Genomic DNA, 12,600 nt, shown 5'->3' with positions numbered 1-12,600 from the left:
GCTACGGCCGCTGATGGCTCAGTGCTCTTGTTGACTTGTATGGATCTTCGACTACTGGATGAAACCGTACGCTGGATGGAGTTGCAAAAACTCACCAACGCCTACGATCACGCCATCATGGCAGGCGCGTCGCTCGGCGCGTTGGGTGGGCCCGAAGGGCCAATTAGTCCCGCGACTGGTTTTGAGAGCTGGCATAAAACATTTCTTAAGCATCTTGAACTCGCTCATAAGTTACATCACATCAAGCAAGTCTATGTGCTGGAGCATCGCGACTGCGGGGCTTACAAAGAGTTCTTGGGTGCTGAAGGGGCATTCGACCCCAGCGAAGCGCAATCCGAAGTTTGGTGCCACACTTTCTTTGCGCGACGCTTGCGCGCGGTGATCGAAGCATGGAGCAGTGCGAACAAAGGCCCGAATGAAGAAATACTCATTGTGAAGTCGTTCATCATGGGCCTGGATGGGAACGTCAGTCCGCTTGAAGCCTAGCCCCTCTACCGGCGCTGCAGCTTTTGCACGATGATTGCTAGCTGAGATTTTAGGAACGTTTTCTGCTCGCGCGAGGAGTCTGCGATGTCGCTGGTTGCTGTCGAACACATTCTGGTTGTCCCGACCGCTGTCTTTCATGAGTTGGGATACTTTCAGGGGTTTTCGAGCGACATCAGCCGTTATCTGCCGCAGCTTCTTCAGCCAGAGCACGTTAGTTACCGCCCTCGACCCGAGATGGAGAAGGATCCCAGCTTCAAGCAGTTGATTCCGTACGTCATCTTCCGCCATCGCGCGACGGACGGCAGCGTCTCGCTCTTTTGCTACACCCGCGGCAAGGGCCAAGGCGAAAGCCGGCTGCATGCCAAGCGCAGCGTTGGTATCGGCGGGCATATTTCGTCGGACGACGCCGCCTGCCAGAACCCCTACGAAGAGGGCATGCGCCGCGAACTGCTCGAGGAAGTGCAGATCGATACGCAATACGAGGCCAAACTCGTTGGTTTGATTAACGACGACCTGACCGAAGTGGGAAAGGTCCACTTAGGGCTCGTCCACATCTTCGATGTAGCTGAGCCGCGCGTTAGTCCGCGCGAAGATGATATTTGCGAAACGGGCTTCGTCCCCGTGAGCGAGATTCTGGCCGATACCTCGCGGTTTGAAACCTGGTCGCAGATCTGCCTGCAAGCACTGTTTGGCAAGAGCAGGTCTTAACCGGCCGCTTTGTACAAGTACGGATTGAGCGTCGGGTCGTTGTACATCTTCATCTGGCGATAAGTCTTGTGCTTTTTGCGCCCGGCGAAGATATCGTCGATCAATTCCTGCGCAGATCGCGACAGGTCCTGCTGCTGCATGACAGCAATCCCCAGTTTGCCGGCCACGCTGGCTCGATGCTCGGGAGTGGCATCGGTACGCTCGGCCTGTTCCTGCAAGTGATAAATCCGCAGCGCCAGAATCGCGAGCCGGTCGATTGAACTGCCCGCCGTTTCCGTATTTTGAGTGGCGTTAGGCGCGGGTGTGACTTGCAGTTGTTCGAGTCGATCAGTGATCCAATCGTCGAGCTTCTCGATGTAATCGTTCCGCTGCTGGTTGTAGCGATCGATGGCGCGCTTGACCTGCGCAATGGTTGAATCGGGCACGTCCTTACTGCGGGCAATATCTTCTTCGTGCCATAGCTGAAAGTTATAAGTAAGCTGCTGGCAAACGAGCCCGAGAAAGCCGGTGTAGTGATTTTCGATCGGTTTCGTGTGCCAGCGCACGATCATTTCCCGATGAAGCTTCGTTATTTCCGTTATCCTCTGCATCCATGCCTCGACTTCCGTTGCTGGCAAACATCCTAGTTCTGCGCGGGATTCTAAGAATTCAGGCCAATTCTGGCAACGTGAATTGAAATGGCTCAAACGACTGAACGCCTGTCTACGCGTTTGGTCGCACTTTCCAAATTTGAATCCTGCCGCAGGGGCGGGAGACAGTCGTTTAGTCGGTTACGCAACCAAAAACACAAGTTAACAAGTGGCATATTCCACGAGGTTCGGGCTTGCGGGCTCGAAAACCGCCCTGTTCGTGTCTGCGAAGCGTAACTAGAATTCACGTCACGGTTTATTGTGCGCGGGGAAGGTCTGCGCAGACGCTGAGTGACGGATCGATCTTTCGCAACTGTTTGGATGTCATGACTTTACGCTATTGGACCGCAGGTGAATCGCACGGCAAGGCTTTGGTGGCTTTGGTCGATGGGTTTCCGGCGGGGGTGAAACTCGATACGGCGGTGATCGACCAGGAACTGCGTCGGCGGCAAGGTGGCTATGGACGTGGCGGGCGGCAGCGAATCGAAACCGACACCGTCGATGTGTTATCCGGCATCTGGAAGGGCGAAACGCTCGGCAGCCCAATCGCTCTGCAGGTCGTCAATAAAGATTACAAGTTGGAGCGTCTCAGCGACTTAACGCGGCCAAGGCCAGGTCACGGCGACCTGACCGGCGCGATCAAATACATGGGTTCGATCCGGGGAATTCTCGAACGGGCCAGTGCCCGAGAGACCACCGTCCGAGTTGCAGCCGGTGCCCTTGCCCGGCAACTCTTGTCTGCCTTTCAGATCGATGTGATTGGTTACGTCGTGGAACTTGGCGGCATCAAGCTGGATCCGGTCGATGCCCCGCTGGCGGAGCGACTGGAGCGGCGCGAATCAAGTGAGGTTTATTCGCTGGTCCCCGAGAAAGACGACGAAGTTAAGGCACTCATCGACGAGACTGGCAAGGCCGGCGATACGCTGGGGGGCATTGTCGAGGTCCGAGTCGAAGGTTTGCCCTTCGGCCTGGGAACGCATGCCCAGTGGGACTTGAAACTCGATGGCCGGATTGCTCAGGCCGTGATGGCCGTGCAGGCGATCAAGGGTGTCGAGATCGGCCTGGGGTTTGAAGCGGCCCGCCGGCGCGGCTCGCAAGTTCACGATCCAATTCATTTCGATCCTGCCACGCGCGACACCGCCACGCTGGGCTACAGCCGACCCACGAACAATGCCGGCGGACTCGAAGCGGGCATGACCAATGGCCAGCCTTTGGTAGTCCGCGCGGCGAAGAAGCCGATCAGCACGTTGGCCAAGCCTTTGGATTCGGTGAACCTCGAAACCAAAGAGCCGGAAAGTGCTCAATACGAACGGAGCGATGTTTGCGCGGTATCGGCTGCGAGCGTGATTGTCGAGAACGTCGTGGCCTTTGAAATCGCCCGCGCACTCGTCGAGAAGTTTGGCAACGACAGCCTGGTGGAGATGCAGGCTCGTTTGGAATTGTTCAACAAGATGGCCCGAGAGAGATAACTGAAAAGTAGCTGAACTCACCGGAGTTCAGAGGATTCCGCCACGTTTTTAAGCAGTTCAAGTCAGTGACCGAACAAGGACGTTCGTCATGCACCGTAACACAGCACAATTCGTTTGCCGCCTCGGCTTCGTGCTGTGCTGCCTATTGCCAACTTGCGTGACCGGCGGGTGGATTGCTTATCGTTCCTTCGCCGGCGTCGTGCTTTCTCAAAAGCAGGAGTGGGAGCACGTCCTCAGCCAGCGTTTGGGATTGCGCGTCACTTGCGAAGCGCTCGATTATTCTCAGCCCAATGCTGCAGAGCTAAAAAACGTTGCTCTCTTCGATCCCGAGACCGGGGTGCCAATTGCCACGCTCGCCCTGCTCGAAGTGATTCGCGAAGAGAAGCAATGGAAATTGATTGGCTGGCAGGCAGTGGTTGAATCCGCCCAGTTGCCGCAAGTGATGCAAGTGCTGCAGCAACGCCTGCTGAAGATGTCAGCGACCGATGCCTTGCCTTGCGCAATCTGGCTGCGGGAAATCACCCTCCGCGATGCCGAGCGAAGCTTGACGCTCGTCGATTTGAACGGCACCTGGCAATCGACCAAGGATGGACCGCTCGGCGGATTGCAATTCCGGTTACCCGAAGCAGAGCCAAATGCCCCGCGCGGACGAATCGTCGTGCAACGGAACCGGCAAACATCGCCGCCGAGTACACGCTGGCAATTTGAATCCGGCGCGTTGCCGCTCCCTTGTTCGCTGGCCGCGCCCGGTTGGCGAGACCTGCGGCACTTGGGCATTGGGGCGACCTTTCTCGGGCAGTTGGAACTGGTCGATGCCGGGGAGCAATCGTCGGGCCGGCTGCGCGGCACGTTCGAGCATGTCGATCTCGATGCCCTCATCAGCGAGCAATTTGCCCATCAATTGAGCGGACTGGCAATTTGCAAGATTGAAGACGCCACGCTTGAGCAGAATCGGCTGACAATGATCCGCGGCACTGTCCAAGCCCGCGATGGTTGGATCAGCCGGTCGCTACTTCAAGCCGCGACCGAACACTTGCAACTGCACTGCCCGGTCGCTGAAACATTGCCCGCCAGCGGAGCCCCCGTTTCGTATCGCCAGTTATCGCTCGGCTTTGATCTGCGCGACGGCGGCCTGCAACTATCGGGTAGCGCCGATCCGCTTCGTGCGGGAGTGCTGCTGGCGACTGGCTCCGGCTCGATCCTGGAAACTCCACCCCGGCATCAGGCTACGTCCTTGGGCTTCGTGCGCATGCTCGTTCCCGAAAGCGAATGGCAGGTTCCTGCCGCTCGTCCTGCCCAGGCACTGGCGAGGTTCCTGCCTCTTCCCGAGTTGCAAAACGGGGCCACCATCTCGCGGTCGCACGTCCCGACGCGGCTGAATCCCCCGCGTAATCCCGACGCCCCGGTGATTCGTCAGCCCTACAGATAGGCATCCCGTTTTGTAGCAGCCGCTGTCGCGCCCGACCCCAGCCACAACTCGTAACATTTCGGTTAAGATAAACCCACCACTACCTCACCCCTGAATTAACCCGCCCGCTATGTCCGCTGCTGGATCTGCCGACGAGTTCGCTGCCTATTGCCAAGTTTGGCGGCAGCGCGTCGAGCAGAAGTTAAGTGACTACACGACTTACGGTGACGATTGCCCGTCTCACTTGGCGGCGGCCATTCGCCATAGCCTGCTCGCTCCGGCCAAACGATTGCGCCCACTATTGGTGTTAATGGCTTGCGAGGCTTGCGGTTATGATGCTGAGGCGGCTCTGCCCGCCGCTTGTGCGGTTGAGTTCATTCACACCTATTCCCTGATTCATGACGACTTGCCGGCGATGGACAACGACGAGCTTCGTCGCGGTCTGCCGACCTGTCACGTGGCGTATGGGGAGGCGACGGCCATTTTGGCTGGCGACGCGTTGCTCGCCCAGGCGTTTGAACTGATCGCGAAGGACATTCAGCCTCCGGCAGTTGCCGCCCGTTGCGTTTTGGAATTGGCGGTGGCCGCGGGAGCGGGAAACCTGGTCGGCGGACAGCAGGATGACCTGCATCCCGAGCATCTGGCCCAGAATTTGGCGGGATTGGAGCGGATCCATCGGCGCAAAACGGGAGCCATGATTGAGGTCTCGCTGCGGCTGGGCGGCTTGATTGCCGGCGTGAATACCGAACAATTACAGAGCCTGGATAAGTACGGGCAATGCCTGGGATTAGCGTTTCAAATTGTGGATGACCTCTTGGACTTGCAAGGGGATGAGAGCAAGATGGGTAAGAAGACTCGCAAAGATTCAGACGCCGGGAAGTTGACCTATCCCGGATTGATCGGCGAGGATGCTAGCCGGGAGCGAGCGACAAGCTTGATTGCTCAGGCTCGGCAGGCAGTGGCGGTCTTCGCTCCGCGAGCGGCGCACCTGGAAGCGCTGGCCCGCTACGTGTTAGAAAGGAATCATTAATCAGCCATGCATCAGTTGCTTTCTAAGATTGAGTCGGCTCATGACCTACACAAAATGTCGGTCGGGGAGCTCACTACGCTCGCAGCCGAGATTCGAGACGTCCTTTGCAACTTGCTCAGCACGCGGACGGCGCATTTCGCCTCGAACCTGGGCGTGGTCGAACTGACCCTGGCCCTGCATAGCGTTTTCGACTTCCGCCGCGATCGGCTCATCTGGGACACTGGGCATCAAATCTATCCGCACAAGCTCGTGACCGGCCGCTATCACGAATTCAGCACCATCCGCACCAAGGGGGGGCTGATGGGTTATCCCAACCCGCACGAAAGTGACTACGACCTGTTCATGACCGGCCATGCCGGCTCTAGCGTATCGACAGTTGTCGGCTTGAAGAGTGGTGACGATCTGCGCGGTGAAGGCGATCGTCGCGCGGTGGCGGTGATTGGCGACGGCGCGTTTCCTTCGGGCATCGTTTTCGAAGCGCTCAATAATGCGGGTGGGCTGAAGAGCGACACGCTCGTCATCCTCAACGACAACAAAATGTCGATCTGTCCGCGTGTCGGTGGCATGGCCAGCTACATGGACCGCCTCCGCACGACGCCCTTCTATGCCGGACTCAAGTCCGAAGTGGTGAAGGCACTGAACAAGGTTCCGTTGCTGGGCGATCCGGTCGAACGCTTCCTCGCGCAGATGAAAGAAGCTGTGAAGGCTGGCCTGCACGGCGGCATGATGTTCGAGGATCTCGGCTTCCGCTATCTCGGCCCGATCGACGGCCACAACATTGTGGTCCTCAAGAAATATCTGCAGATGGTCAAGGATCTGAAGGGTCCGATCTTGCTGCACGTTGTCACCGAGAAAGGCCACGGCTATCAGCCTGCAGCGGCCGATCCTGTATTCTTTCACACACCGCCAGCGTTCGAAGACGATCACGGCTGCGCGGTGCCGAAGAAGTCGGGTGGCTCACCCGCTTATACCAATCTCATTAGCGAAGCGATCGGCAACGCCATGCGGCGGGACAGTCGCGTCACGGTGCTCACAGCCGCCATGTGCCAGGGAAACAAGCTCGAAAAAGTGCGCGAAGAGTTCCCCACGCGCTTCTTCGATACCGGCATTTGCGAATCGCATGCGGTCGCCTTCGCCGGCGGACAAGCCAAGACTGGAATGCGGCCAATCGTCGATATCTACAGCACGTTCCTGCAACGCAGCTACGACCAGATCTTTCAAGAAGTGGCCCTGCAGAACTTGCCGGTCATGTTCACGCTCGACCGTGCGGGGCTTACGGGGCCCGATGGCCCGACGCATCACGGTTCCTACGACATCGCTTACATGCGCGTGTTCCCGAACATCGTTTGCATGGCCCCGGGCGATACGTACGACGCCCAGCGGATGATCGACTTTGCGTTGTCGCTCGACGCTCCTACTTCCGTTCGCTATCCCAAGGCCAACGCCGAAACATTGCCCGGCGAGCGCTCCCCCATCGAACTCGGCCGCAGTGAAGTCCTGCGCTGGGGCCGCGATGGTTTGATTCTCGCCTGCGGCACCCTGGTCACCGAGTGCGTGCGGGCTGCGGATCGAATGCGGCAAGATGGCCTGGATATCGGCGTCGTGAATGCCCGCTTCATCAAGCCCATGGATCGAGAACTGCTCGAACGGGCTCTCCGCGAATGCCCCTTCCTCATCACCGTCGAAGAAGGCTGCTTGATGGGTGGCTTCGGCAGCGCGGTGCTCGAAGCTGCCTCCGACCTCGGCCTCGATTGCAGCCGCATCAAGCGGCTTGGCATTCCCGATCGGTTCGTCGAGCATGCCGAGCGCGCGGAGTTGCTCGCCGATTTAGGACTCGACCAGTTGGGTATCATCAGTGCGTGCCGTGCCATGACCGAGCGTTGCCAATCCTCTTCCAGCATGCAGGCGAATTCCTAATCGACGCGGCCAACTTGCGGCTGACCGCTCGCAAGCGAATAATACAGGCTCTATGGCACAGCGTCGCGAGCAGATCGATTCCATCATCCGGGTGGTCACACCGGAGAATATTGCGTTCGAGTATCGTCTGGCGGGACCATTCCGCCGTCTGCCTGCCTTGCTCGTCGACTTTGCGATTATGGGCACCGGTCTGATCGTCTTTATGATCGTGCTGATGATGACGCTCGCCATTGTTAGCTTCGGGCTGACGATCGCCATCTTTCTCATCATGTCGTTTGTGGTGCAATGGTTCTACATGGGCCTCTTCGAGGTCTACATGAATGGCCAGACACCCGGAAAACGGTTGACCGGACTTCGCGTGCTGACGACCGAAGGTCAGCCCATCAATGGCATGCAATCGATCATGCGGAACTTGTTCCGCGGTGCCGATTTGTTTCCGATGATGCCTCTGATCGGCCCTGTCGTGATGACACTCAACGACCGAAGCCAGCGGCTAGGGGACCTGGTGGCGGGAACCATCGTCGTCGTCGAACAGAATTCCTGGCTTACGGGGGTTGCGAAGTTGGAAGACCACCGCGCGATTCAACTAGCCGGCTATTTGCCGCCCAACTTCGTAGTTTCTCGTCAACTTGCGCGAGCATTGGCGACCTATGTTGAGCGGCGTCGCTTCTTCTCTCCCCTGCGGCGACGGGAAGTGGCCAAGCACTTGGGCGAACCCCTGTTGCAGCAATTTGGCCTGCCGGCAGATACCAGCTACGACCTGCTCCTCTGCTCGCTCTATTACCGCACGTTCATTGCCGATCGGCATCAAGACGAACAGCGCCTGGCCGAAGCGAAAGCGGCTGCCGTTCAAAACAATCCGTTTCAGCAAGTCGGTAACAATCTATTCCAGATCCAAGTAAAGATGCCGCCGCTGCCGCAAGAGCAAATGGTAGGCATTCCAGTCGATGAAGTGGCGAAGCTGAAGATGTAATTTTGAGAGTAGCCGAACACTCGCCCCCGTACGAAAGCCTCTGGCATGAAAGTCGTTGAACTACTCGAGCGCCGCCGCAAGAACTGGCAGGAGCTGGAACGCTACTGCGCGCGAAGCAGCTTGGGTTCGCTCAATACCTCGGAACTGTCGCGATTTTCGGCCCTTTATCGCGCTGCCTGTGCTGACCTGGCACTTTCGAATTCCTATCAACTACCCGAAAACACCGTGCAGTACCTGCACAATATTGTGGGTCGAGCTCACAATCAACTATATCGCAGCAAGCGGCTCGACTTTGCTGCCTGGAGCAAAATGCTGCTCGAAGATGTGCCTCAACGCATCTTCAACGATCGCTGCGTGCAGTTGATGTTTTGTCTCTTCTGGGGCTTCTTCATTCTCAGTGCCTGGCTGGCCTATTCCAAAACAACCTGGCCCGACTATGCCGAGCAGATGATGAAGGCCGAGATGATCGAGCAAATGGAAAGCAGCTTCAAAAACCCCATTGATGGTTCAGGCCGCGACGGGGATATGAATCTGATTATGGCGGCCTTTTACATTCGGCATAATACGGGAATTGGCCTGCAGTGTTTTGTCTGGGGCCTGTTGGTGGTTCCCGGTTTATACGTCACGATCAGAAATGCACTCTTGCTCGGCGCCGCTTTCGGCTACATGGCTCGTCCCGATGTGCCCGAAGGGGCGAACTTCTTTCATTTCGTGACTGCTCACGGCCCGTTCGAACTGACTGCCATCGTCCTATCCGCCGGTGCCGGACTGCGGCTGGGATTGGCTTGGATCATGCCCGGACAGTTGACACGTGGTGCTTCGTTGCAGCAGACGGGAACCGAAATGATGCCCGTCATGTGTGCGGCGATGATTATGTTTGGCCTGGCTGCGTTTATCGAGGGATTCTTATCTCCCTCGGCCGCCCCTTATTGGATCAAGGCGGCAGTAGCGATCATTTCGAGTGCGGCCCTCGCGTTTTACTTCATCGTGCTTGGATTTCCGCGGAGCCTGCTCGGTGCAACTCGATAACACCCGCATTTCGATCCGCGAGCGGAATCTGCTGGAGACCGTCGACTTGTCCTTTCGCGTCTTGCGCGAATTTTGGAAGCCGTGGCTCATTTGCTCGCTCTTGGCGATAGTCCCGCTGGCAATCCTCAACGCGTTGCTGCTTGGCTGGATGGCTGCCGATATGGATTTCGTCGAGGAATGGCCGGCTCGCTATTTCTGGACAATGGCTGTGTTCATCTATTTCGAAGCACCACTGGCTTCGATATTTGTCGTCGGCTACATGGGGCCGGCGGTCTTCATGGAAAAGCCGACCATTAAGCAAGTCTTCTGGGATACGCTGCGACAATTCCCGTCGCTCTTCATAGCGCAGTGCCTGCTCAGGTGCGTGTTGCCTGTCTGGCTACTAGCGGCCATGATGGATCGGATCGAACCGAATTGGCCCATCGAGGCGTTTGTGATTCCGTTCTTGCTGCTACCGTTGGCGACTGCCGTGCGCGCTTTTCGCCCTTACATCAACGAGATTATCCTGCTCGAAAAGAACCCGCTCCGCTCCAACAATCCTCAAGTGCTGACGATTGGCAAACGAAGTGCGCACCTGCATGGCCCGTATGGCAGCGACCTGTTCGTTCGCTGGCTCGGCACCCTGTTGATCTCGCTGGCTTTGGTTGCCATGATCGGCGTCAGCACGCTGACTCTTCAGTCGGTTCTATTCTCGAATTCGGAGCTGAACTGGCTCCTGGTTTACATTTGGTATCCTGCTGTCCTCTGGACGGTCGTCAGCTTGATTTCACTGGTCCGCTTTCTGGATTACCTCGACTTGCGCATTCGGCACGAAGGGTGGGAAGTGGAGTTGTTGATGAAGGCAGAAGCCCTGCGCTTGAAACCAAACCCGCTATAACACGATTGGACTGATTCGCGGTGACGAGAGCGTTTTGCTACCTGACGTTTGGATTTCTCCTGCTCACGACAAGCAGTCGGTGGCCGGCCTGCGCCGACGAACAAATTGCCCCCAGCGATGTCGAGGCAATTGAGAGCGGTCGGGATGCCTTGAACGGCAGGACATACTTTCCGTTTTATGATGCGAAAAAGGATGAAGTTCGGCGGATTGATGTGCAGGAGAAGAAGACCGCGGCAGACGCAGACAACGATTCAAAATGGGCGTCCACAACCGGCACGACTGCGCCAGTGCGAGGTGGTGGCGGCAGGAGCAGTTCGTTTGCTTCATTCTTTCAAGTGGCAGGCCTGACCGTCCTCACGTTGTTGATCGTAGCTGTGGCGATTCTGCTGACGAAAACGTTCTTGCAAGGCGAGCAAACACAAACGCAGGGCGCCAAATTTGTCGATACTTCGAGCGACGTCGACCGAGTTGAAGACCTGCCCTTTCAGCTTAAGCGCCCCACCGGAGATTTCCTTTCCGAAGCTCGGCGATTGTATGAAGCGGGGCAATATTCAGAAGCAATCATCTACTTGTTCAGCTACGAGCTCGTGGCACTCGATAAGCGCCACTTCATTCGCCTGGCAAAGGGAAAAACGAATCGCCAATATCTGCGTGAAGCGCGTTCACGTGAGGGGCTTAAGCAGATTCTGCAGGGGACGATGATTTCGTTCGAAGATGTGTTTTTTGGACACCATGAATTAAGCCGCGCGGGGTTTGAAGAAAGCTGGTTTCAACTAGACAACTTCCACCACCAACTTGAACAAGTGGAGCTAGCCGCCGCATGAGCACCGCGCGCACCTATCGCTCCGCGACCGAAAAACCTGAGGGGAGTCCGTACACGCTGCCAGCAATTCTCGGCGGTCTCGTGCTCCTGGTGTTCTTGGTCGTTTGGCTCATGCGCGGGTCCGAACAATTGCAAACTGGCTATGGACAGCGATTGGGCAACGAGAACCGGGCCAGCGTTAATGGGACCTTGGCGTTTTCAGAAATGTTTCGCAACGCAGGCCACTCGGTAACTTCGCTCGACAAGCTTTCTCCCAGATTAAGGAAGTATCAGACCATTGTCTGGTTTCCCGACGACTTTGGCGTTCCCACGCTCGAGCAGCGGCAATTCATCGAGAACTGGCTGGCTGAGTCGAGTGGCCGCACGCTCATCTATGTGGGGCGGGACTACGATGCCGCAACCGCCTATTGGTCGCAGATTCAGCCTCAAGCTCCAGCCGATCAGGCTGTCGAAATCCGGCGCAAATTGGCCGATGCCAAATCTCGTTTTGCAACCCAGCGGGCAATGTTGCCCAAGGACAAGTTTGGGGGCTGGTTTGTTTTGCGAGATGGTCCGCCGCGAAAAGTCACCGCCTTACAGGGTGAGTGGGCCGAGGGAATTGATCCTTTGAAGGCCGACATCCGTATCGCCAGCCAACTGGTTGAACCAACCGAAAAAGATGTCACCAGCAATCAGGGCACTCCCCCTGAAACGTTCGAGCCGCTGTTGGAGAGCGACGGGGATGTCATTATCGCCCGCGTTTCTGGCAACGCTTTCGGCGGCGGTCAGATTATCGTCGTTGCCAATGGCAGCACGCTCTTGAATTATCCGCTGATCAACCATGAGCACCGCAAGCTCGCGGGTCGACTAATTGCCGAAAGTGATCCACTTGGTGATGTCGCCTTTTTGGAAAGTGGCGAGGGTGGCCCGCGCGTCGAACATCGCCACTTGGCGAAAGTGAATTCCGAGTGGCCATTTCCGATGAACGCCATTGTGTTTCATCTGGTCATGTTAGCCATGGTCTATTGCCTGGCTAGATCGGCTATCTTTGGGCGCGCCCGCCGTTTAATCGGCGATACACCCACCGACTTCGGCAAACATATTACGGCCCTCGGCAAACTGATGCAGCGCACCAAAGACCAGTCGTATGCTTATGCCCGGCTGCAGCAATATCGTCAACATGGCAAACGAGACTCGGGAAAGGCTCATAAGAAGTGACGGTATTAAACCAGCGGAACTTTCTCATGTGCATGGTGCCTGGCACTTCGCTGG

The 12,600-nt window shown here is 57.1% G+C and carries 12 protein-coding genes; 11 read left to right on the top strand and 1 reads right to left on the bottom strand.

What is annotated here, in order from left to right; genetic code table 11:
- Nucleotides 1–39 precede the first annotated feature (39 nt).
- Both ETAA8_RS20705 and ETAA8_RS20700 read left to right on the top strand, forming a co-directional pair.
- The gene (locus ETAA8_RS20705) at nt 40–486 is read left to right on the top strand and encodes a hypothetical protein (protein ID WP_145092711.1); all 447 of its coding nucleotides are present in this window, start codon (nt 40–42) and stop codon (nt 484–486) included.
- 84 nt (nt 487–570) lie between these two features.
- Nucleotides 571–1,194: a phosphoesterase gene (locus tag ETAA8_RS20700; RefSeq protein WP_145092708.1), complete on the top strand. Its 624-nt coding sequence runs from the start codon at nt 571–573 to the stop codon at nt 1,192–1,194.
- Here ETAA8_RS20700 and ETAA8_RS20695 read toward each other — a convergent pair.
- Entirely contained in the window at nt 1,191–1,745 is a 555-nt protein-coding gene (locus tag ETAA8_RS20695; RefSeq protein WP_238397445.1) for a DUF4254 domain-containing protein, read from the bottom strand. The genes ETAA8_RS20700 and ETAA8_RS20695 overlap by 4 nt on opposite strands.
- A gap of 404 nt (nt 1,746–2,149) precedes the next feature.
- Here ETAA8_RS20695 and aroC point away from each other — a divergent pair, with 404 nt between their 5' ends.
- The 9 genes from aroC (at nt 2,150) to ETAA8_RS20650 (ending at nt 12,546) form a co-directional block, all read left to right on the top strand.
- Nucleotides 2,150–3,292, top strand: coding sequence for a chorismate synthase (gene aroC, locus ETAA8_RS20690; RefSeq protein WP_145092702.1), 1,143 nt, complete (start codon nt 2,150–2,152; stop codon nt 3,290–3,292).
- An 88-nt stretch (nt 3,293–3,380) separates the two neighbouring features.
- Nucleotides 3,381–4,721: a hypothetical protein gene (locus ETAA8_RS20685; protein WP_145092699.1), complete on the top strand. Its 1,341-nt coding sequence runs from the start codon at nt 3,381–3,383 to the stop codon at nt 4,719–4,721.
- A gap of 109 nt (nt 4,722–4,830) precedes the next feature.
- Nucleotides 4,831–5,730, top strand: a complete 900-nt coding sequence (locus ETAA8_RS20680) for a polyprenyl synthetase family protein (protein ID WP_145092696.1) — start codon at nt 4,831–4,833, stop codon at nt 5,728–5,730.
- Between the two features lie 6 nt (nt 5,731–5,736).
- Nucleotides 5,737–7,647 carry a 1-deoxy-D-xylulose-5-phosphate synthase gene (gene dxs, locus ETAA8_RS20675; protein ID WP_145092693.1) on the top strand — a complete coding sequence of 637 codons (1,911 nt, stop codon included), beginning with the start codon at nt 5,737–5,739 and terminating at the stop codon, nt 7,645–7,647.
- 52 nt (nt 7,648–7,699) lie between these two features.
- Nucleotides 7,700–8,620 carry an RDD family protein gene (locus ETAA8_RS20670; protein WP_145092691.1) on the top strand — a complete coding sequence of 307 codons (921 nt, stop codon included), beginning with the start codon at nt 7,700–7,702 and terminating at the stop codon, nt 8,618–8,620.
- 45 nt (nt 8,621–8,665) lie between these two features.
- Nucleotides 8,666–9,649 (top strand): stage II sporulation protein M, encoded by a 984-nt coding sequence (locus tag ETAA8_RS20665; protein WP_145092688.1) that lies wholly within the window; start codon nt 8,666–8,668, stop codon nt 9,647–9,649.
- Complete coding sequence (locus ETAA8_RS20660) at nt 9,636–10,526, top strand: hypothetical protein (protein ID WP_145092685.1); 891 nt, start codon at nt 9,636–9,638, stop codon at nt 10,524–10,526. The genes ETAA8_RS20665 and ETAA8_RS20660 overlap by 14 nt, the downstream gene beginning before the upstream one ends.
- A gap of 20 nt (nt 10,527–10,546) precedes the next feature.
- Nucleotides 10,547–11,350 (top strand): hypothetical protein, encoded by an 804-nt coding sequence (locus tag ETAA8_RS20655; protein ID WP_145092682.1) that lies wholly within the window; start codon nt 10,547–10,549, stop codon nt 11,348–11,350.
- Complete coding sequence (locus ETAA8_RS20650; protein WP_145092679.1) at nt 11,347–12,546, top strand: DUF4350 domain-containing protein; 1,200 nt, start codon at nt 11,347–11,349, stop codon at nt 12,544–12,546. The genes ETAA8_RS20655 and ETAA8_RS20650 overlap by 4 nt, the downstream gene beginning before the upstream one ends.
- Nucleotides 12,547–12,600 lie beyond the last annotated feature (54 nt).

The sequence above is a fragment of the Anatilimnocola aggregata genome (genome assembly GCF_007747655.1).
GTDB classification, from domain to species: domain Bacteria; phylum Planctomycetota; class Planctomycetia; order Pirellulales; family Pirellulaceae; genus Anatilimnocola; species Anatilimnocola aggregata.
This window is presented reverse-complemented; position numbering and strand designations above follow the sequence as displayed.